This is a genomic window from Martinezella calliandrae (assembly GCF_030272695.1).
Lineage (GTDB): Bacteria > Pseudomonadota > Alphaproteobacteria > Rhizobiales > Rhizobiaceae > Rhizobium > Rhizobium calliandrae.
Map to the genome: position 1 here is coordinate 39,132 of NZ_JARFYN010000023.1, position 20,699 is coordinate 59,830.

At 61.9% G+C, this 20,699-nt stretch carries 16 protein-coding genes and 5 pseudogenes; 14 read left to right on the forward strand and 7 right to left on the reverse strand.

Annotated elements, in window-relative coordinates:
• The first annotated feature begins 80 nt into the window (after positions 1-80).
• Complete coding sequence (locus tag PY650_RS18440) at positions 81-5,171, forward strand: helicase-related protein (protein WP_285880924.1); 5,091 nt, start codon at positions 81-83, stop codon at positions 5,169-5,171.
• Positions 5,172-5,418: 247 nt separating this feature from the next.
• On the opposite strand, the gene PY650_RS18445 is transcribed toward PY650_RS18440, so the two are convergent.
• Positions 5,419-5,877 carry a phospholipase D-like domain-containing protein gene (locus tag PY650_RS18445; protein WP_285880926.1) on the reverse strand — a complete coding sequence of 153 codons (459 nt, stop codon included), beginning with the start codon at positions 5,875-5,877 and terminating at the stop codon, positions 5,419-5,421.
• Between the two features lie 95 nt (positions 5,878-5,972).
• Positions 5,973-6,173, reverse strand: coding sequence for a hypothetical protein (locus PY650_RS18450; protein WP_285880929.1), 201 nt, complete (start codon positions 6,171-6,173; stop codon positions 5,973-5,975).
• Between the two features lie 394 nt (positions 6,174-6,567).
• Between PY650_RS18450 and PY650_RS18455 the strand changes: the two genes are divergently transcribed.
• From PY650_RS18455 to PY650_RS37400, 13 genes and pseudogenes are all read left to right on the forward strand, one after another.
• On the forward strand, positions 6,568-8,274 hold the full coding sequence (locus PY650_RS18455) for a ParB N-terminal domain-containing protein (protein WP_285880930.1): 1,707 nt from the start codon (positions 6,568-6,570) through the stop codon (positions 8,272-8,274).
• Positions 8,275-8,364: 90 nt separating this feature from the next.
• On the forward strand, positions 8,365-8,841 hold the full coding sequence (locus PY650_RS18460; RefSeq protein ID WP_285880932.1) for a UCP036055 family protein: 477 nt from the start codon (positions 8,365-8,367) through the stop codon (positions 8,839-8,841).
• Positions 8,838-9,721 (forward strand): annotated as a pseudogene (locus PY650_RS18465) (DUF7007 domain-containing protein). Before PY650_RS18460 ends, PY650_RS18465 begins: the two are co-directional and overlap by 4 nt.
• Positions 9,675-10,015: pseudogene (locus tag PY650_RS18470) on the forward strand (hypothetical protein). Before PY650_RS18465 ends, PY650_RS18470 begins: the two co-directional pseudogenes overlap by 47 nt.
• A gap of 814 nt (positions 10,016-10,829) precedes the next feature.
• Positions 10,830-11,417 carry a hypothetical protein gene (locus PY650_RS18475; protein ID WP_285880933.1) on the forward strand — a complete coding sequence of 196 codons (588 nt, stop codon included), beginning with the start codon at positions 10,830-10,832 and terminating at the stop codon, positions 11,415-11,417.
• A gap of 240 nt (positions 11,418-11,657) precedes the next feature.
• Positions 11,658-11,875 (forward strand): annotated as a pseudogene (locus PY650_RS18480) (ArdC-like ssDNA-binding domain-containing protein); the annotation flags it as partial.
• 105 nt (positions 11,876-11,980) lie between these two features.
• Positions 11,981-12,745, forward strand: coding sequence for a site-specific integrase (locus PY650_RS18485; protein WP_285880934.1), 765 nt, complete (start codon positions 11,981-11,983; stop codon positions 12,743-12,745).
• A gap of 493 nt (positions 12,746-13,238) precedes the next feature.
• Positions 13,239-13,967: a sulfite exporter TauE/SafE family protein gene (locus PY650_RS18490; protein ID WP_285880935.1), complete on the forward strand. Its 729-nt coding sequence runs from the start codon at positions 13,239-13,241 to the stop codon at positions 13,965-13,967.
• A gap of 391 nt (positions 13,968-14,358) precedes the next feature.
• Complete coding sequence (locus PY650_RS18495) at positions 14,359-15,261, forward strand: ArdC family protein (protein ID WP_285880936.1); 903 nt, start codon at positions 14,359-14,361, stop codon at positions 15,259-15,261.
• A gap of 5 nt (positions 15,262-15,266) precedes the next feature.
• Positions 15,267-15,533 (forward strand): annotated as a pseudogene (locus PY650_RS18500) (zincin-like metallopeptidase domain-containing protein); the annotation flags it as partial.
• Positions 15,534-16,165: 632 nt separating this feature from the next.
• Complete coding sequence (locus PY650_RS18505) at positions 16,166-16,477, forward strand: DUF736 domain-containing protein (RefSeq protein ID WP_285880938.1); 312 nt, start codon at positions 16,166-16,168, stop codon at positions 16,475-16,477.
• Positions 16,478-16,780: 303 nt separating this feature from the next.
• A complete protein-coding gene (locus PY650_RS18510; protein ID WP_162950443.1) occupies positions 16,781-16,954 on the forward strand; it encodes a hypothetical protein in 174 nt (57 codons plus the stop codon).
• Positions 16,955-17,202: 248 nt separating this feature from the next.
• Positions 17,203-17,274: pseudogene (locus tag PY650_RS37400) on the forward strand (DUF6428 family protein); the annotation flags it as partial.
• 167 nt (positions 17,275-17,441) lie between these two features.
• Here the strand turns inward: PY650_RS37400 and PY650_RS18515 are convergent.
• The 5 genes from PY650_RS18515 to traC all read right to left on the reverse strand — a co-directional run bounded on the left by PY650_RS18515 (position 17,442) and on the right by traC (position 20,614).
• Entirely contained in the window at positions 17,442-17,699 is a 258-nt protein-coding gene (locus PY650_RS18515; RefSeq protein WP_285880981.1) for a WGR domain-containing protein, read from the reverse strand.
• Positions 17,700-17,919: 220 nt separating this feature from the next.
• Positions 17,920-18,189: a hypothetical protein gene (locus tag PY650_RS18520; RefSeq protein ID WP_285880939.1), complete on the reverse strand. Its 270-nt coding sequence runs from the start codon at positions 18,187-18,189 to the stop codon at positions 17,920-17,922.
• Positions 18,186-20,105 carry a Ti-type conjugative transfer system protein TraG gene (traG, locus tag PY650_RS18525; RefSeq protein WP_285880940.1) on the reverse strand — a complete coding sequence of 640 codons (1,920 nt, stop codon included), beginning with the start codon at positions 20,103-20,105 and terminating at the stop codon, positions 18,186-18,188. Before traG ends, PY650_RS18520 begins: the two co-directional genes overlap by 4 nt.
• On the reverse strand, positions 20,098-20,313 hold the full coding sequence (traD, locus tag PY650_RS18530) for a type IV conjugative transfer system coupling protein TraD (RefSeq protein ID WP_285880942.1): 216 nt from the start codon (positions 20,311-20,313) through the stop codon (positions 20,098-20,100). Before traD ends, traG begins: the two co-directional genes overlap by 8 nt.
• A gap of 4 nt (positions 20,314-20,317) precedes the next feature.
• The gene (traC, locus tag PY650_RS18535; protein ID WP_285880943.1) at positions 20,318-20,614 is read right to left on the reverse strand and encodes a conjugal transfer protein TraC; all 297 of its coding nucleotides are present in this window, start codon (positions 20,612-20,614) and stop codon (positions 20,318-20,320) included.
• Between the last annotated feature and the right edge of the window lie 85 nt (positions 20,615-20,699).

The window sequence follows — 20,699 nt, forward strand, 5'->3', positions numbered from 1 at the left end:
GTCCCCTTCCATTCACTGCGAACAGCCTGCTGTCTTCCGCGACAGGAGGACGACGCTCGCGCTATCACAAGGAGCTTTCAATGAGCAACGATCCCTTAACCCTCGACATCTTCGCCGGCCGCGCGCTGTCGTCTGGCATTGGCATCGGCATCACCGCCCTTGGCGGTTTTGCCGCCAATGACGACGATCCGGATCCGACGACGCCTGCCCCTTCCCCCGCGCGTGCCCTCCCGCCTGCCATGCAGAAGGCGCAACGAAAGCAGGAAGCGCACGCCAACTTCTACCTCGACGACGGCGATCGCGGTTTGGCCGCCACCTGGAAGGAACGGGGGCGTTTAAGCATCGCGGTCATTCTCACAGCCGCTGAGATCGAGAGACAGGATCGGCCGGCAACGCGCGACGCGCAGGTTAGGCTGATACGCTTTACCGGTTTCGGCAGCTCTGAGCTCGCCAACGGCATGTTCCGCCGGCCGGGCGAAGCGGCCTTCCGCCACGGTTGGGAGAATCTCGCCCGTTCCCTGGAGGATTCGGTCACGGAAAGCGACTATGTCTCGCTTGCGCGCTGCACCCAATATGCTCACTTCACTCCCGAATTTATCGTCCGGGCGATCTGGACCGGCCTGCAGCGGCTCGGCTGGCGCGGCGGCCGGGTGCTGGAACCCGGGATCGGGACAGGCCTGTTTCCGGCGCTGATGCCTGTCGGGTATCGTGACATCAGCTATGTCACCGGCCTCGAGCTCGATCCGGTCACCGCCCGCATCGCGCGACTGCTGCAGCCGAAGGCGCGCATCATCATCGGTGATTTCGCGCGCACCGACCTCAATGTGATCTACGATCTTGCCATCGGCAACCCGCCCTTCTCCGATCAGACGGTTCGCTCAGACCGGCGATACCGCTCGCTCGGTCTTAGGCTGCACGATTATTTCATCGCGCGGTCGATCGATCTCCTGAAACCCGCCGGGCTCGCCGCCTTCGTCACCAGTACCGGCACCATGGACAAGGCCGACAGCACCTGCCGGGATCACATCGCAACTGCCGCCGATCTGATCGGCGCCATCGGCCTGCCCGAAGGCAGTTTGCGGCGGGAGGCCGGCACCGATGTCGTCGTCGACGTCCTCTTCTTTCGCAAGCGCAAGGCGGGCGAACCGCCACTCGATCTTGCCTGGCTCGAATTCGCCGAAGTCCGCGCAGCCACGGCGGAAGAAGGACCGATCCGCGTGAACCGCTGGTTCGCGCGACATCCAGATTCGGTGCTCGGCACGCACGCGCTGACCTCCGGCCCCTTCGGCGAGACCTATACCTGCCTGCCACGCGCCGGCGAGAACGTGGAGGCGGCACTCGATGCGGCCGTTCGGCGTCTTCCGGAGGACATCTACGATGGCGAGCCGACCGAAATCGATGTCGATCTCGAAGACGAGCTGGCGGAAATCCTCGAGTTCAAACCCGACAGCAACCGGGTCCGTGAAGGCAGTTACTTCATCGACAGCAGGCACGGCCTGATGCAGATCATCGAGGGTGCACCGATCGTGGTGCAGGTCCGCAGGGGCCGCGGCGCCGACGGCATCCCGGAAAAACATGTCCGGATCATCAAGAAGCTGATCCCCGTCCGGGACGCGGTGCGCGAGGTCCTGAAAGCGCAGGAATTCGACCGGCCGTGGTGCGACTGCCAAGTGCGGCTGCGCATCGCCTGGTCAAGCTTCGTTCGTGATTTCGGGCCGATCAACCATACTGTGGTTTCGACCAGCGAGGACGAAGAGACCGGTGACGTCCGCGAAACGCACCGCCGCCCGAACCTTGCGCCCTTCCTGGACGACCCGGATTGCTGGCTGGTCGCCTCCATCGAGGACTATGATCTCGAAACCGATACTGCCAGACCAGGGCCGATCTTTTCCGAGCGCATGATTGCTCCGCCTGCCCCGCCTGTCATCACCTCCGCTGCCGATGCGCTCGCTGTCGTGCTGAACGATCGCGGTCATGTCGACCTTGAGCATATCGCCGAGCTTCTCCATTGCGACACAGATGCAGTTCCCGATACGCTCGGTGACGCCATCTTTCGCGATCCCGCCGACGTCTCATGGCAAACCTCCGATGCCTATCTCTCCGGGGCCGTGCGCACGAAACTTGCTGCCGCGGCAGCTGCAGCCGAGCTCGATCCCGCCTATCGCCGGAATGTCCGAGCGCTCCAAGACGTGCAGCCCGCCGATCTCCGCCCGTCCGACATCACCGCTCGACTTGGCGCACCCTGGATTCCGGCGGCCGACATTGTCGCTTTCGTTTACGAGACCATGGGTGCGGAGATCAGGATCCACCACATGCCGGAACTCGGCTCCTGGACCGTCGAGGCGCGGCAGCTCGGATGGACGGCGGCCGGGACATCGGAATGGGGAACAGATCGCCGGCATGCCGGCGAACTGCTCGCCGATGCGCTGAACAGCCGCGTCCCGCAGATCTTCGATGTGTTCAAGGATGGAGACGGCGAGCGGCGCGTGCTGAACGTTGTCGATACCGAAGCCGCGCGCGACAAGCTGCAAAAGATCAAGACGGCCTTCCAAAACTGGGTCTGGACCGATCCTGATCGCACCGACCGGCTCGCGCTGGTCTACAACGATCGCTTCAACAACATTGCGCCCAGGCGTTTCGACGGCTCACACCTAGTCATGCCCGGCGCCTCTGGCGCCCTTGTTCTTTATGGGCACCCGAAACGCGGTATCTGGCGCATCATCTCGTCCGGCTCAACCTATCTCGCGCATGCCGTCGGCGCCGGCAAGACGATGACGATGGCGGCCGCCATCATGGAACAGCGCCGGCTCGGACTGATCTCCAAGGCGATGCTGGTGGTGCCCGGCCATTGCCTGGCCCAGGCTGCGCGCGAGTTCCTGGCGCTCTATCCGGACGCCCGCATTCTCGTCGCCGACGAGACGAATTTTTCGAAGGACAAGCGGGCTCGCTTCCTTTCCCGCGCCGCTACCGCAACCTGGGATGCGATCATCATCACGCACTCGGCCTTCCGGTTCATCGCCGTGCCATCGAGTTTCGAGCAACAGATGATCCAGGATGAGCTCGAGCTCTACGAGGAACTGCTGACCAAGGTCGACAGCGAGGATCGAGTCTCGCGCAAGCGGCTCGAACGGCTGAAGGAGGGCCTCAAGGAACGGTTGGAGGCGTTGTCGACCCGCAAGGACGATCTGCTGACAATCTCGGAGATCGGCATCGACCAGATCATCGTCGATGAGGCACAGGAATTCCGCAAGCTTTCCTTCGCCACCAACATGTCTACGCTGAAAGGTATCGACCCGAACGGTTCGCAGCGTGCCTGGGACCTCTACGTCAAGTCCCGCTTCATCGAGACGAAGAACCCCGGCCGGTCTCTGGTTCTGGCTTCGGGGACGCCAATCACCAATACGCTTGGCGAAATGTTCTCGGTCCAACGTCTGCTCGGTCACGCGGCGCTGACCGAACGCGGGCTGCATGAATTCGACGCCTGGGCCTCTACCTTCGGTGACACGACCACGGAACTGGAGATCCAGCCGTCGGGCAAATACAAGCCCGTCAGCCGTTTTGCGAGCTTCGTGAACGTGCCGGAGTTGATTGCGATGTTCCGGTCGTTCGCCGACGTGGTGATGCCCGAGGATCTCCGCGAATACGTCAAGGTGCCTGATATCTCGACCGGCCGCCGGCAGATTCTAACAGCCAAGCCGACGCAGGCCTTCAAGAACTATCAGACGATCCTCGATGCCCGGATCAAGGCGATCGAGATGCGTGAGGGGCCGGCGCAGCCCGGCGACGACATCCTGCTTTCTGTCATCACCGACGGTCGCCACGCCGCCATCGATCTCCGTCTTGTCGATGCGGACAATGACAACGAGCCGGACAACAAGCTCAACCTGCTGGTCCAGAACGCTTTCCGCATTTGGCAAGAGACGTCGCAAAGCACGTTTGTGCGACCCGACGGCAAGTCCTTCGAACTGCCGGGCGCCGCGCAGATGATCTTCTCCGATCTCGGCACCATCAACGTTGAGAAGAGCCGCGGCTTTTCGGCCTACCGCTGGATCAGGGACGAGCTTGTGCGCATGGGCGTTCCGGCATCCGAAATCGCCTTCATGCAGGATTACAAGAAGACCGAGGCCAAGCAGCGGCTGTTTGCCGACGTCCGCGCCGGCAAGGTCCGCTTCCTGATCGGCTCGTCGGACACGATGGGCACCGGCATCAATGCTCAGCTTCGCCTCAAGGCGCTGCATCATCTCGACGTCCCGTGGCTGCCCTCGCAAATCGAGCAGCGTGAGGGCCGGATCGTGCGCCAGGGCAACCAGCATGACGAAGTCGATATTTTCGCATACGCCACGCAAGGGTCGCTCGACGCCTCGATGTGGCAGAACAACGAGCGCAAGGCCCGCTTCATTGCCGCAGCACTTTCCGGCGATACGTCGATCCGCCGGCTTGAAGATCTGGGCGAAGGGGCTGCAAACCAGTTCGCAATGGCCAAGGCGATTGCGAGCGGCGACGAACGGCTGATGCAAAAGGCAGGGCTTGAGGAAGACATCGCCCTTCTCGAACGGCTGCGGGCCGCTCACGAGGACGATCAATATGCTGTGCGCCGCCAGATCCGCGACGCCGCACGCGAGATCGAGACGTCGACCCGCCGCGTCTTAGAGATCGGCACGGACCTTAAGCGCCTCGTGCCGACCGCTGGCGAGGCCTTCGCCATGACGGTTGTGGGCAAGCCCTACGACGAGCGCAAGCTTGCCGGTCGCGCGCTGATGAAGGAAATCCTCACGCTCGTTCAGTTGCAACAGGAGGGCGAGGTTCAGATCGCGGCCATCGGGGGCTTCGATCTGATCTATTCGGGCGAGCGGTTCGGCAGGAACGACGGATATCGCTATACGACCCTCTTGCAGCGTACCAATGCGGCCCAGGAGATTGATCTGGCGGTGACCGTCACGCCGCTCGGCGCGGTCTCGCGGCTCGAACATGCACTCGACGGGTTCGACGAGGAACAGGCACGTTATCGCCGGCGGCTGCACGACGCCGAACGGCGCCTTGCCTCCTATCGCACGCGCGAGGGCGGCATGTTCGCATTTGGAGATGAGCTTGCCGACAAGCGCCGGCAGCTTCGTGATGTCGACGAGGCATTGGCGACCGCGGCCATGACGGGACCCGCCGTGGCCGCATGATGCTAAGCCAAGCTCAGTTCGCAGCAGGGTTTTGGAAGCAGCGCAGCATGCGCATAGCTGCATTGCACAATAAATGTCTTCCGCCTGATCAAAAAACGTCCATACTGCACACAGCTGATGCACATGGTGGCCTCTCCTCCCAGTGCCGCCGCAACAGCTGTTCCCCTCTGGAGGTTTATTGACCTTCACACTTCATGGGCCGCGGTTTCCGCTGGCCCATTTTTTTGTTCCGGTCGCTCACCCTGTTTCAACGCAGGCTCAGGCGTCGGGACGCCAGAAGGCCAGCATCCGCTTTGTCTCGCCCGTCGTCCGCCGCCGCTGCCACTTCGGATCGCGAGACAGATTGAAACGGGTCCCTGTCTTCCCGCTCGGCTTCTTCCAGATAAGCCCACCAGCGATAATGGTTGTAGGTCTGCACCGCATTGATCGCATAGTGCCTCGCGATTTCCTTGTGACCGCGGATCACCAGGAAGTTCTCGTCGTTGTCGCGGCTCGCGGACTTCGAAAAATTGTGCGATCCGGTGACCACGATGGGATCGTCGCTGAACGGGTCGATCACCAGCACCTTGGAATGCGTGATGGCGTGGCCGATGCTGTTTCTGAATTCATTCGCGGTTCCTTCGACCGCCCACCGGCCGACGGACATGTCCACCCCGGTTGCCTGGGCGGTATCGAGAAAGAACTGCTCGGGAACCTGCTTCAGCAATTTGAAGTCTTCGAGACCAGCTCGTCAGCTGGGTCGCCACCACACGCACACAGAGATTCTTCTCGCTCTGCATGCGAAGGAGCGTGCGCACCGGTTCATTGCCCGGCTGGGACATGACGAGGAAAACGCCCTGCCGCGCGCCCTTCACGAGCTCGATTAGACAGAAATTTCGGCTCACCTTCATCGCGCTTGCACTGGATTGCGAAGGCCAGGCATCCGACGATGTCTTCCTGATGCAACCACACCAAGTGAACATCGTCCGCATTGGAAAATACCTTCAACGCGATTTCAGACATTCCAGCCCTCCTGTTCGACCCTCTAGCGGATCGCCAGCACCATCGTCACGTCAATGTATAAGCAAGGGATAGTTGTAGCCGTGTGACAGTGCATTACTTCGAGGCGGATTTGAAGAAAGAATATTCATCGGGGAAAGAAGAAGCGGAGAAGAAGAGGAAAACCCCTGTCGCAGAGCGTTCAGCCGGGCGCCGCTGAAGCTCAACCGCCCCCTCGCGATCGCGGCCACTTGTTCTTCGCAGGGCTTGGAGCCCCGCTCGCCCTTCGCGGCAGCGATGCCCGGCCGCAGTTGCACCCACCAGCCCGCTCGGCGCTGCGGGTGGTGTCTTCGGAAAGAATGAAGACGCGAGAAGGGCAGGCAAAGGGCCGTGTCCAGATTCCCCCGAAAAGCATCCCATGCAACTGATGAAAGTCGATCCGCGTGCGCTGAAGGACAACCCCGACAATACGCGCCAGTCGAAGTCGACGCCGCAGGCCGACGCCCTGCTTTTGGCGACGATCAGGGCCGTCGGCGTGATCCAGCCGCCGGTCATTTTCCCGGAAGCCGGGGGCAATGGCTACATCATCGAAGCGGGTCACCGGCGTACCCGCATGGCGGTCGCCGCCGGTCTCGAGGAAATCGACGTGATTGTCGTGGAGGCAGCCAACGATAACGGCGCCATGCGCTCGATGGTCGAAAACATCGCGCGCGAGCCGCTCAATCCAGTCGATCAATGGAGAGGCATCGAGCGCTTGGTCGCGCTCGCCTGGACCGAGGAGGCGATCACCGTGGCGCTCGCGCTTCCCGTCCGCCAGATCCGCAAGCTCCGCCTGCTCGCAAATGTGCTTCCCTCCATGCTCGACCAGATGGCGAAGGGCGACATGCCCAACGAGCAGCAGCTGCGAACGATCGCGGCTGCCTCAGCCTGGTGGCAGATCGCCAACGGGCTCTCGAAAACCCGCATGTATGCCCGCGATGCAAGCTTCGGCGACGATCTCCGCCTGGCTTACGGTATCGAGTGGGCCGAGGACCTGTTCGGCCCGGCCGATGAGGACAATCGCTACACCACCAATGTCGAGGCATTCCTCGGCGCTCAGCAGGAATGGATGACGAGCAACCTTCCGAAGAAGGGCGCGATCGTCGAGCTCAATAATTGGGGCCAGCCCGACCTGCCCAAGAAGGCCGAACGCATCTACGGCAAGCCGGCCAAGGGCGATTGCACCGCGATGTATCTCGATCGCGACGGGAAGGTGCAGAGCGTCCACTACCGGATGCCGGAAGTCAGGAAACCCGATGGCCGATCCGGTCCGGCAGGAGACGGAGCGACTGAAGTTGACGATGAGGCCGCCGCCGTTGGCACGACCGGGCCCGACGTCACGCAGAAGGGCCAGGACATGGTCGGTGATTTCCGTACCGAGGCGCTGGCTAGGACGCCGATCGAGGACGACATGTTGATGGCGCTCCTGGTCATGGCCTTCGCCGGCACCAATGGTCGGGTCGATTCCGCGGCCAACGACACCGTGTTCGGCCCGAAGCGTTTCCAGCGTCATGTCGCCCGCCTCTTTTCCGCAGACGGAAGGCTCTCGCTCGAGATGGACAACCTGCGTATCGCCGCCCGCTCCGTGCTCATTGACGTGCTCTCGTGCCGGCGCGGCATGTCGAACAGCGGCGCCGTCTCTCGCATTGCCGGCGAGGCAATCGGCGCGGACGGTTTCCTGCCGAACATGGGAACGGAGGATTTCCTCCTGTGCCTGTCGCGTCAGGCGCTGGAGGCGGCCGCCAAGTCGGTCAATATCCTGCCGCGGGCTCGCGTCCGCGAAACCCGCGCAGCGCTTGTCGACCATTTCGCATCGGCCGGCGCGAGCTTCGTCCTTCCGGCGGCGCTGTTCCAGCCCGATCCGAAAGAAATAGCCGATCTCATGAAACATGCCGATGACGTCGAGGAAGAGAATGGCCCGGGCGAAGAAGCAGCCGGCGATATCGGTGACGATATCCAGCCAGACAATAGCGGCGGCGCTGGCGGTTCTGATCTTCCGGATCTGGATGGCGCAAATTGCGGCTCCGGCTCAGCAGATAACGCCTCCGACGAGGACGAAGCCGCCTATGGGATTGCGGCGGAATAGCCGCCCCCTCTCACTGGCCCGATGTTCCACCGCCGGACCTCCCGGCGGCGGTTTCATTTCCACCACCCGAAACAATGCAAGGAGGATGCGATGTCCGCGTCTCTGATTTATGACCTCGCCCCGATCGGCTCCATCGTCGCCTGGTCGGATGGTACCCCGCGACCGCCCGAGCGGTTCAGGAAGAAACTTGCTGCATGGAAGACCCGCAACAGCCATGGCCGCTTGATCCGCAAGGAAGGTGAGCGCAACGTCGGCACTACCAGCATTTTGCCGTATTTCACGCTTCACGAGGGTGATCTCGGGGCAAACGACGTCATCGCCATCCGTATCCACCGGACCTTTTCGCTTGATAGCGGTCTGACGTTTAAAGTCGTCGGGCGTCCCGCGCTTGGATCTGTTCGCGTCTTCGATCGCCCCGGCGCCAATGCAGAGCTGGTTCATCTGGCGGACAATCGGCAGGCGACCGCGGAATGGCTCAGCCGGCATGGATATCCGCATGCCGTTCTTTCGGAGGTGACTGCCGACGAGGTCGCCGCGGATGAGATCGAAGGGAGAACTGCAGCATGACTATGCTCCCTTCGCAATCCTCCGAGGTCTCAACCCCTGACGCCTCGGGGGTGGAGTTTGGCAGAAGCGCCGACGGCGTGCACGTCGCGCAGGTCGGCGATCTCGTCTTCGCCATGGTTCCGGGCGGTGACGGCCGGTACTTTCTCGCCAGCGCCTGGCGCCTGTCGCGGCCGCTTGCCGCCCTGAAGCGCAAGGACTTCTATTCGCATCATGGCGCTGTCGAGGACGAAACGGCATTTCGGGAGCGAATGATCGAACAGGCTGAACATGCCGCGAGCTGGGTCTACTTTCCCGTTCGACCGCCCGGATGACTTGCAGCACGCCCTGGGGGACATCGCAAGGTGCCACCGTCTACGCCGACGGAATTGTTTCCCATACGACGGCAGGACATGGCGGCTTCAAGCTTTCTGACCCCCGCAATTCCAAGGTCCATCCGATGCTCAGGGCAGACGGCGGCTGGTACGAGGAAGATGCCGCATGGGCGATCGTCGCGCTGACCTTTCCGGACCTGTTCACGACCTATGAGCGCAAGTGCGCCGACAAGACGATCCGCGACAGCTGGCCGGATGCCTGGGAACGGATCTTCGGTCGCCCGCTCGCACCCGGCGAGTCGTACGAAAAGGACGCCCAAGCCTTCGCTCGCGAGCATGCTAGCGACTGGATTGTCATATCGGCGCTGCGCTCGGACCATCACCCCGGGATGACTGAGGTGATCGCCACGGTCGCCGGCAAGCGCGGCGAGCGAGTGGAAGCGCGTCACTTCCTGGTGCCGAGCGGCGAGTATGCGATCGGCCGGTTCGGCTTCGTCATCGATGAGGCGAAGCATGCCACCTATGACGGTCCCTCCAGCTTCGCCGGTTGGCGTGGGAGGGCGTCGTAATGGTTCAATTTTGAGCAACAGGCCGGCCAGCTGCCAGGAAGCGGCGCGGCGGAATACGCAGCGTCAGCTCGATCTCATCGATCGGCAAATCAGGCGACGCATGATAGCGCTCATTCCGCAGCTTCGCCGGCGCCAGCCTTTCTATCGCCGCGGCAAGCCATCGGAATCAGGCGCTTTCTAGAACGCTACGCCGCGAACCTGGCAGCTCTGAGGGTCGAGTGACAGCCGGAGGTCGCTGCACTTACCAGGAAACTTGCCCGGCAGGAGGCGGCAATCGCGGCATTTGGAGTGTGAGCGGGATCCGATGGCAAAGTCGTCGCTACAGCCCGGAGCGCGTTGCCATGCACCATCGGAGACCTGGAGCGGAGGGCCGGTATCGGCGCGTCGCCGTCCGAGCAAACCGCGTTGTGGCAGCAGTTCCATCGCCTCGAAGGCGAAGCCTGCCTCAATGCCGGGGTTGCGGAACACAGGCGTCTGATCGCTCAAAAAGAGGGTCGGCCGGATACCCGGCCAAAGACGCATGCGGCCCGTCGTCCGCGCCACCCGTTGCCTCTCTGACAGCCGAACAGCAAGCGGCACTCCAGGCCTACCCGCAGGCATGGCCGGCGCTGGAAAGCGATCCTCAACAACGCCTGGATGGGCGGGCCGCCGCAAGATGACGCCGGTCTGTCGCGCGGGCTTCGCAATTCGCAGGGTCCGACCTGGTTGCAATCTTACCGGTTGCCGAGGCCGGCCAAGCGATTGGCCGAGCGTTGATGTCAACGAGCCGCAAGGTCGGAGATGAGCCGGAGCGCCTGTCGTTTCGTTCGAGGAACTTCTCGATTTCCCCATGCCGGATCGCCCTTCGGTTTGCTGCGGTCTGAACCGGCCGCCGTGCCTTCAAGGCCGCTGTCGCGCCGCGGGGCGGCCGGACCCCGCCGCCCATCACGGAGCAGGCTCGCGTGCTCTTTCGAGGGCAGATTGCCCTCTTCGCACGCAAACCGGCTCCGTTTGTCCAGGCAGGGCCGGACCCTGAAGCGCACGTCTTCCGCCGGTTCGGGGTGACCGCACCGAAGGGCAAGCCGGCATGGGCCGGAGCCGCTTCGGAGGACCTCGAAAGGAAACGACCATGGCCAAGCCCGCACCCTCCTCTCGCCAACCCGCGCGCGTCGCGCAACCGCGCAAGGGCGCCACCATCGAGATGGTCCGGCTGACCTGCCCGGACGCGAGCCAGGCGCTCAAGATCGCCGAGAGTTTCGGCACCGCCATCATCGACAGCGACGGCATTCGCGACCTGCACGAACGCCTTGTCATAGAGGCCGCAGATGCGCTCGGCGACGGGCTGGGCGACAAGGCCATGCAGATCCACCTGCAGCGCATCGTCGGTGCCTTCGTCGGCTCGGCCCACGGCGCCGGCCAGTTCTATAGCCGCGCTGTCACAGGGGCGCGCGATGCCACGGCCAAGGCCGCCAACGATGCCCGCGACGAGGACATCGACGGACCCGTCGGCTATGACAGCGCCGCCCAGCGCAAGCGGGAATTCGCGGCCGACATGGGCATACAGGCCCATTCTCTCAGAATGGCAGCCGAAGGTGCCGTCGCCGCCTATGCGCAGGTAATTGGCGAGACCTGGAAGCCGTTCGATCGACCGGTCGAACAGCCGGGCGCTTCGCTGAGCCGCAAGGCGGCGCAAGCGCAGATTTCCGCCTTCGACTAGACGCCTCCGGCGGGGCTCTAGCCCCGCTTTTACGTCAACGCGAGATCGGCCGGTTCCATCACGGAGCCGGCCTGTTTTCATGTCGGTGACGCGGCCAAGCAAAAAGAAAGGAAATAGCATGATGGCGCGCCCTGCGGCTCCCGTTCGTCGGTTCTGCAGGAGCCGCCGGCTGAGTTGCTCCTGCTTTCGTCCCTCCGCAACGGGTCGCGACGGGCGCGGCCTCGAAACGGAGGCTTGGATATGAGCAACACAGAAAAACAGCGAGTCGATCTCTATAGCCGCATACCGACAAAATCGTCGAGGATTTGGCGAAAGGCGCGCGGCCCTGGATGAAGCCATGGAACGCGGGTAATGCGGCGGGCCGCATTACCCGGCCACGACGTTACAGCGGGCAGCCCTATTCCGGCGTCAACGTGCTGCTTCTCTGGTCGGAGGATGTAGCGCGGGGATATACGACTCACAGTGTCCTGCTGATGTCGATGCAACAGGACTGACGGAGGCGTTGAACTCCTTCGTTGAAGCTGGCTCCCCGGAAGGGGGTCCGGGGGAAGGTTGAACAACTTGTGGACAATGTAATCGCATCTTCAAGCATCACCATTCAGGAGCGCAGATCAGCGGAGGGCCTTGATGCCCATGTCCCAATAATCCTACGGGACGGGACGTTATACGATGATCCTGAACTGGACCGCTTTTTCCGCGACCTCCCTGTCAACGGCGTTCGCTCCCTCCATTCTCTTCGTGGCTATGGCTACGACGTTCTTGTTTGGACTCGTTTTCTTTCGGAAGCCTGCGCAAAGACGATATGGCAAGCCGACCGGCATGATGTCCTTGCCTATCACCGCATCCGGCGCCGCGCCGACGCCGGACAACGTATCTCCGCTGCTACCGGGAATCGCGCCGTCGCCTGCGTCGATCGGCTATATCGCTGGGGTGTGCAGGAAGGACTGATTGCGGAAGTACCCTTCACGCATCGCTCGGTCTGGAGGCAACGGTACGCTGGGCGGCGGGCGCAGATTGCGGCACGGAACGATGCCTATGAACCTGCTGCGCGTCGAGCGGACGTCAGTTTCGTAACGCTCAACGACTATCGGCGGTTTCGGGATATCGGCCTTGGAGGACTGCTTCCTGACGGCCGCGCGCGCCCCGGCGCCCGAGATCGCAACAGCATTCGCAATGCGCTGTTCTCCAATCTCCTGGTGACGACGGGTCTTCGGCTAGAAGAAGCGTCATCTCTCTTCACCCCCGATCTCGTTTTCGCCGATCAGCGTCCGGGCTGTCAGGTCTGGCTGGATTTGCCGGATGCGATCGCCGCTGCTGGAACTTCGTGACGGCATGAGCACGTTCCTGGAAGCCCGTCATTTCCCTCGGCATCGGCTCGTGATCTCACGACCCTTTGGCCGGCATTGGCCGCCATGCTCGCGAGCCTCGCGCTGACATTGCATGTCGGCGTGCTCGCCGATTGCTTCTTCGATCCCGGCACGGCCGTCTGCAGGCGACCAGTGGCGAAAACAAGATGCCGCTGACATAGCTTTGCCAGCCGACGCTCTGCCCCAATGCCTGCATCACCGCCAGGGATCGGCTTGCTTGGGCTCGATCTGCCGAGGAGGCGGAGCTCATGCTGAAGGAGAAGCGACTATCGGAGCTACAGCGCGTGGCGTTGCGCGAGGATCTGGTGCGGATCGAAGGGGTGCTCAGCAAAATATCATCTTGAGGCAATGATGATTGGATTATCGTTTGGCCATAGGGAATATTTGACGCAAATCTCGTCTCGACGGCTTTGCCCGTGGACCTGATAGTGCAAGCATTGGATCGAGAGACATATTGGGCACCATAGTCACAGCAATTTTGATCGCGTTGGTTTCGACGATCTATGCCACGGCCGGTCAAGCTGGCGGAACTGCCTTTCTCGCCATCATGGCGTTCATGGGAGTCCAGCCCGCCGAGCTCAGGCCCACAGCTCTCGCGCTGAATGTCATTGCAGCCGGCTACGCGACCTGGCGCGCCTACAATCACGGCACGGTCGACTGGCGGCTGTTTCGGTGGATCGCCATTGCATCCCTTCCAGGAGCGTTCGCAGGAGGATTGCTGGTTCTGGAAGACAGCTTGTATTTCACCGTGGCTGGGGTCGTGTTGATCATGGCGGCTGTGTCGATGGTTTCCAGGAAGGCCGCAATCACTGGAACCCAAATTCAAGTAAGGCCAGTTCCGGCCGCGGCTGTCGGAGTGGCAACCGGCTTCTTATCTGGCCTGACAGGGGTCGGAGGCGGCGTTTTCCTAGCCCCCATTCTCATTGCACTTGCATGGACGTCTCCCAAAGGTGCGGCAAGCCTTTCTCCCCCGTTCATCCTCGTGAACTCGATCATCGGCTTGGTTGCGGTGCTTTTGGCCCGCCAAAGACTGACGCCATTGGCCGGTCTTTTTGCAGTTCTAGCACTCATTGGCGCGGTCGCAGGGACGTGGATCGGCCTAAGGTTCATGTCGGAACGCGCAACCAAATGGGTGCTGGCATCTATCTTGCTATTCGTCGGCATCCGATTGCTGCTGCGATGATCCTGACGGATTGGTCCGGCTCTCAACCCTCCTCGATATATCCAAGCCTCTAAGCCGGCTGATGGGGCTGAGGCGCAGGGCTTTGCCTTGCCGCCCGCAGCCGGCCCGGCGTGGTCGGAGCGCGCGATGCCCGGCGCACGCGCGCAACGGCTGATCGCCGTCCTCCGCTTACGCTTCGGCTCTGCGAGTGCGCGACTGCACCTGAGGTATCGCAATCCGCTGCTCCGACGCCGGGACAGGCCCCGGCGGAGAAGGAGCAATGACTATGACAAGACAAAAAATCAGAAACAGCCGCCCGAGCGGGCGCCTGGAGAGGAAGAGGAGGGCCGGAGTCGGGCGGTCGGTTGAAGGGGCGAGAGAGGCTCGCGCCGCCGGCCGCGGAGATTCCCCAATGTCCAGGTCTTCCACTTCGGCCAAGCGTGCCGATGTCTATTCGCGCGTCACGGCCGAGATCATTGCCGCGATCGAGCAAGGTGCCGGCGAATGGCGTGCACCTTGGTTCCACAACGGCACGGGCGTCGCGCGTCCGACCAACGTTTCATCCGGCAAGCGATACCGCGGCATCAATACGCTGGCCCTCTGGACCGCAGGCTTCGCAGCCGGATATGGCGATGGCCTCTGGGGCACCTACAAGCAATGGCAGGATGTCGGCGCGCAGGTCCGTGAAGGGGAACAATCCACCACAGTCGTTTTGTGGAGGGAGATTCAGGTTTCCCGGCAGGCCGACAATGAAGACGATGATGACGAGTATCGGCGGATGTTCGCCCGCGCATTTTCCGTCTTCAACATCGCGCAGGCTGACGGCTACGAGCGGCCGGATACGACCGTGCTGTCCGAGGCTGAGCGTCTCGCCCATGCGGAAGCGTTCATCGCGAACTTGGACGTCAAGTCTGAGTTCGGCGGGTCGGAAGCCTATTACCGCCCGTCGGCCGACACCGTGTTCATGCCGCCGTTCACTTCATTCCGCGACGCCGCGTCATTCTACGGTGTCTGGCTGCACGAGACCGGCCATGCCAGTGGTGCAAAGCACAGGCTCGACCGCGATCTTTCCGGGCGCTTCGGATCAGCGGCCTATGCCGCCGAAGAATGCTGCGTGGAAATTCTCAGCGGGCTCGTCCTGGCTGATCTCGGCATCGCTCACCATCCACGGCCCGATCATGCTGCCTATGTCGCCTCGTGGCTCAAAGTCCTGAAGGACGATCCCAGGGCCATCTTCACCGCAGCGAGCAAGGCGCAGCAGGCGGCCGACTGGATGCACGCCCAGCAGCCCCAGACAGAGGAGATGGCGGCATGATCAGCACCGTCTTCACTGCGGAAAAATTTCAGGTTGGGGCTGGACTGTCAGGATATATTGCCGAACTGGGCAGTTGCTTCCTTTGCGCCGATCTCGGCATTGCTCTCGAGCTCAAACCCTGCCCTAATCACGCCTCTTACCTTAGCTTCTGACTTAAGGTCCTGGCCAACGACAGAAGGGCGATATTCCGGGCAGCGGCACATGCGCAGCGGGCTGTAACTTTCCTGCATTCCCTGCAGCCCGAAAACGCTGGCGAGCCGCTAGCTGCGTGAGGCTCTTCAGGGTCGGTCGCTGGTCTCGCGAGCGCCCGGCAACTTTTCCTGCTTCATCGCAGTGAGCGCGTCAGGCTCAGCCGCGAGGTCCAGTTTGCCCTAGATCGAGGTTTTCCGGTCGATCGGCTTGAGCTTCCGGGGCGGCTTGATCTCGACGAAAAAGGGCTTTGTCTGCTGAGGCATAGATCCTCCAGGCGACGAACCGCAAGGCGCGAGGACAGCGCGAAGAATGGGCAACGCAACGCCCCGTGGTTAGCTGTTCTACGGCGTTCTTTGGTTCGACATGCGGGCATGGCAAACGGACCAAATGTCGCGGGGTTCGGGCGGGCAATCGGGGATGAGCTGCCATTGCCATATTCCTCGGACCTCTGCGGCAGGCCACGTCCTTCGCGGGCTCGATGTGGCATGTCTGATCGAAGAACGGCTGCGCCTCGATCGTCTTCCCGCAACGGCCTTCCAAAACTTTCTTCCCCTGAGCGCTATGCGCTCATTCCTCGCGGAACAACAAAGTTTCTCCTGGCCGCCCTCCACCTCGTTCCGGCCCTCCGGGTGCGGACAGATCGTCCCCGATCCTTGTGACAGCCATCGAGGCCGCGATGGGCGCGGCCCGAAACAGCGAAAGGAATACGACAATGGCAACCATCGGCACCTTTACCACTTCCGAATCCGGCTTCAACGGCTCGATCCGCACCCTCGCCCTCAACGTCAAGGCCCGCATCGCCCGGATCGAGAACCCCTCCGACAAGGGCCCGCACTTCCGCATCTACGCGGGCAATGTCGAGCTCGGCGCCGCCTGGCAGAAGCGCTCCGAGCAGACGGATCGCGACTACCTCTCGGTCAAGCTCGACGACCCGAGCTTCCCCGCCCCGATCTACGCAACGCTCACCGAGGTCGACGGCGAGGACGGCTACCAGCTGATCTGGTCCCGCCCCAACCGCGACTGAGATCCGGAAAGGCCCCGCCGCCGAGGCGGGGCCAACCGTCGACAGAGACACGCCGGCGACAGGCATCGAGCCTGCCGTCGGCTTTTTCGGTGGAATACGGAACCGGAATATTGTTTGCGCAAATGCCGCTATAGGGCCGATAGGATATCCGGCCTCAACGATGCGCGGTTACCCCCAATTTTGGTCACCCTTCGTTGCACTACGTCCGGCAAAAATCGGCTCCGCCGGTCGCGTCCCGCGATCCCTGACCCTGACTTCGGGTGCACGTGGTCCCATCGACGTCATCAAAAGGAGACGATCAACATGACCACTATCGATCAGATCAACGAGCTGCGTGCTGAGCTTCGCAGCTGCCTCTTCGCCCCGGAAGAACGCGCCGCGGCAGAAGCCGAACTGGCTGTCCTTGTTGCACAGGCTCGGGCCGAAGAAGAGCAGTTTGAACGTGACATCAAAACATTTCTAGCCGACCTCGAGTGAGGTCAGTATCTGAGGGAGGGACATTACCTCCCTCTATGAAGCTTCGGTGGATATCCACGGTTACCCGGCAGGACGTCTGTCTTCGCCTGCGGTTTCGAGTGATCCTCTTGATGTCGGGATTCGAGAATCAGCCAGGGCTCCGATGGAGAGGCACCACATCAAGCTCACGGGGGGAGGAAGCCGGGCTCCTGTCGAAGATCGATCTGCGCTCGCATCATCAGAACCATGACGAAGGGCGCGCGGCATAGCCCGGCTACCGCGTCACCGAGGTCAAGTCCGGTCAATTCTCCGCCTTCGATTGCGGCGCCAATCCTGAAGCCTGATCTGAGATCTTCATTTGAGGCGGCTCTTTTGGGTTGTTCCACGCGCCGGTTCGCCCGCTCGACTGGCCTCCGGCTGTCAGGGATTTCACCCTCGCCCACTCCTGCTCTGCTCCGAAAAATTGGAGAAGCTCGCGATCAAGATGCCCTCTTGGTCGAGTCCTTTGTTAAGTCGGCGTCGAAGGACGCGGTCGATAACCGCGTTTTCGCTTCTGACGGAGCAGGTCGAGAAACAGCTGGACCGCTTCGTTCTCCCGGCCGAAATGATGCACCATCATCTGTCCCTTCGAGCCGATCCGACCCCACCTGCGCAACAGGCAGATGTCTCCGAACAAGTTCGGTTCGATGGACATCGCATAATAACGCGCCATGTTTCTCGTGGCGTCCAAGCGTTCGACATACAGGTTATAGGGTTGCGATATCATGAGATCAGGATCGCTGATCCCGGTACCCACGTCCAACGACACTTATGAATCGGTCGGCAGGGATCGATTCACATCGGTGATGATATGCGAGACATCGGGCATGGAGGGGATGCCTTCGGCACATGCTTGCCCGCTGCGCTCACGAAGCCCACACGACCTCCGCCCATCCCGGCTAAAATGATCCTCGCGGCGGAATCCTTTGCTCAAATAGGCGGTGTGTTCATTCCCTATTCGTGGCGCCCCCCGGCTTAAACTCGGCTTCGAGCTTGTCATTTCGCAGGCGCAGCTGGCGAACGCGCTCCCTTATCAAATCCTCGTAGGCATTAATCACGTCAATGCACTGGAATAGGAGGACTGCAATGCATGCGATCGCCAGAGCGCCAAAGAGCAAAACAAATTCCATCTCGGTTACCTCGTGTATCTCTATCCATTGTCCTTCGAAGTAATTTCCCATCGGATCAAGGCGGGTGGCAGCCGATGCTGCGATCACAAGGTCATCGACTTCCGCCCCGGCTGAAACGACTTCCCATTGATGCAGTCCTTCATGTCGCGGCGGCGAAACCAAATCGCACGTCCACACCGAAGTGCGGGGTTTCCTGCTGTGAAGACGATTTGCTCGTCCGCGCGCATGCGCAACACTTCATGCGGCTGGATCAGCGGGCGTGCGGCGAGTTGTTTCGATTGCGTTCGCGACGATCCCCTGGATTGGAAACTGCGACTGACCTGATCTATCTCGACCGTCGTCATGCCGGAGCGGCGGGAGATGTAATCGGCGGTTTCAGGATCATTGATCGCGGCAAAGGATATCCAGCTTGCGCTTTCGAACCATTTGCTTGTCGCGTCCCGTCCACCATAAGTCTCGCGCATCTGTCCGATCGACTGGTAGATCATGGTCAGAGTGATCCCATACTTGCGGCCGGCGTCACGCGCCGTCTCGAGGATACGCATATAGCCGAGGCGCGCCACCTCATCGAGAAGGAAGAGCGTCCTGCCCTGTATCTCGCCGTTCAGGTTGCACATCGCGTTCAGAAACGACCCGATGATGACACGCGCCAGACCTGAATGCATCTCAAGCGTCTTGAGGTCGATGTTGATGAAGACGTCCGTCTTTCCTCCGGCGAGATCGCCCGTCGTGAAGGTCGTTCCCGAGACTAGGGCGGCGTAGTTCGGGTAGGACAGCCAGTGCGTTTCCTTCACAGCATTGGCGTAAACGCCGGAGAAAGTTTCCGGCGTCATATTGACGAAGGCCGCCACATTTTCCTTGACGAAATCCGACTCCGAATTGTCGTAGATCGATTGCAAACGTTCACGCAACTTGGGCTCCGGCTCTGAGAGATTCTTGCGCACCTGACGGAGGGTCTGGTCGTTTTCAATCGTGTGGCCGGAGAGGCAAACGTCGGCGATGAGCGCCGTCAGCAATTGCAAGGCCGAGGCACGGAAGAAGTCGTCGCGGAGACCACGCGCGCCGCTGTCGCTCACAACCCACGATGCAACGGACGCGATGTCCTCCTCTTTCGTTCCGCCGAAACGGCCGATCCAGTCGAGAGCGTTGAAGCCGATCTCCGGGTGTTTCGGATCGAGGACGAAGACGTCGCGGTTGCCGCCTCGGTGTTTCGACGCCATCGGCGCCACCTCGTTCGACGGATCGAGGATGATGAGTGCGCCACCCCATTTAAGCGCTGTCGGGATCGTGACCGACGTCGTCTTAAAGCCGCCGGAGCCGGCAAAGACTATGCCGTGCGACGAGCCGAATGAGCCGTCGAAGCAAAGGAGCGGCGAGGTGCCGCCTGCGCCCCACGTCTCGGCGCGGTCGGCTCGAAACGATTGTGCGGCGACGCTGTCCGTGTCGACGCGGTAGCGTTCGCCGATGACGATGCCGCCATCCGCGGGAAACAGCTGTTCGGCTTGCGACAGTTTCATCCAATCGGCCTCGCCGTGCAGAGCCCGCTTGCCATAGATGCGTTTCGGCTCGGCCTTGGCGAAGGCGGCGTTGCCGGCGATCACCACCCGCATGCCGAACAACGCCGACATCAGCACGACTGCCGCCCCGATCGCCGTCGCGGGATCGAGGTAATTGAAGAGGAACTTGCCGGCCGGAACCTGTTCCCGAAACGCAGAGAGCCTCATTGCCTCGCGTAGGACCGCAACGAGGACCGTCGCTATCGCTCCGGCGACGACGCCCCATCCTGCTGTCCTGATCCGCACGGACCCGGCGCTCGCAAACAGGAGGACGATGCCTTCGAAGGACGCGACGATATAGGGCAAAGCGATGCCAACGCGGCCTAGTATCTGCCGTGCGGTATCCGTCTTGCCGAAAGCGGAAAGCCATTGTTCGATCCCGGTCATGCCGATCGCCGTGGAGATCATCAATGCGCAGGGTACAACGAACAACAGGATTCTAGTCATCAATCTCTCCGAACGCCTCAGCACCAATTATGGTGAGCCGTGAGCGCTCTTGCTCGTCTCCCTTCAGCCGCCCGGCGGCATCGATGAGGAGCCCGAGCAGCAGAGCCCGCTTCTCGTAGCGCAGCCCCGCCTTCACGATCAGGCCGCCGAGCTCGATCTTTTCGCGCGTGTCCTTCTTGCGGGCGTCGGAAGTGGTGATTCTTCGCATCCGCTCAAGCCTCGCCAGTGCCGCTTTGAGCCGCCCCAGACGGCTTTTGCGCGAGGGGCGTGCTGCTCTCGCCGGCGCCAGGTGCTCTTTTCCCTCCGGTCGAACCCGTCTTTCCTCCGCGAAAGCGTTTCGCCAGATCCTCGAACGCGGCCTGCAGTTCCCCCTCCTCGATTACGATCTCGCCGAGTCCGGCCTTGAGCGCGATCCGGCCGATGCGCTCGGCCTCGCGGGTCTCAGCGAGCTTGAGCTGCTCCTGGAGCTTGGCGATTTCGCCACGAATTTTCGAGGATGGTTTCTTCATGTCCTGACGTCTCCTTGGGTGCGAAAGCTTGTCTTTCGGACTCCATCTTCCGGATGTCGGTGCGGAACGCACTACTGTGAATCCT

Bases quoted from the DNA above. Each gene is read 5' to 3' on its own strand.
- traC (WP_285880943.1), bottom strand. From the start codon at position 20,614: ATGAAGAAACCATCCTCGAAAATTCGTGGCGAAATCGCCAAGCTCCAG.
- PY650_RS18505 (WP_285880938.1), top strand. From the start codon at position 16,166: ATGGCAACCATCGGCACCTTTACCACTTCCGAATCCGGCTTCAACGGC.
- PY650_RS18475 (WP_285880933.1), top strand. From the start codon at position 10,830: ATGGCCAAGCCCGCACCCTCCTCTCGCCAACCCGCGCGCGTCGCGCAA.
- traG (WP_285880940.1), bottom strand. From the start codon at position 20,105: ATGACTAGAATCCTGTTGTTCGTTGTACCCTGCGCATTGATGATCTCC.
- PY650_RS18455 (WP_285880930.1), top strand. From the start codon at position 6,568: ATGCAACTGATGAAAGTCGATCCGCGTGCGCTGAAGGACAACCCCGAC.
- PY650_RS18515 (WP_285880981.1), bottom strand. From the start codon at position 17,699: ATGATATCGCAACCCTATAACCTGTATGTCGAACGCTTGGACGCCACG.
- PY650_RS18440 (WP_285880924.1), top strand. From the start codon at position 81: ATGAGCAACGATCCCTTAACCCTCGACATCTTCGCCGGCCGCGCGCTG.
- PY650_RS18495 (WP_285880936.1), top strand. From the start codon at position 14,359: ATGTCCAGGTCTTCCACTTCGGCCAAGCGTGCCGATGTCTATTCGCGC.
- PY650_RS18450 (WP_285880929.1), bottom strand. From the start codon at position 6,173: ATGTCTGAAATCGCGTTGAAGGTATTTTCCAATGCGGACGATGTTCAC.
- PY650_RS18510 (WP_162950443.1), top strand. From the start codon at position 16,781: ATGACCACTATCGATCAGATCAACGAGCTGCGTGCTGAGCTTCGCAGC.
- traD (WP_285880942.1), bottom strand. From the start codon at position 20,313: ATGCGAAGAATCACCACTTCCGACGCCCGCAAGAAGGACACGCGCGAA.
- PY650_RS18460 (WP_285880932.1), top strand. From the start codon at position 8,365: ATGTCCGCGTCTCTGATTTATGACCTCGCCCCGATCGGCTCCATCGTC.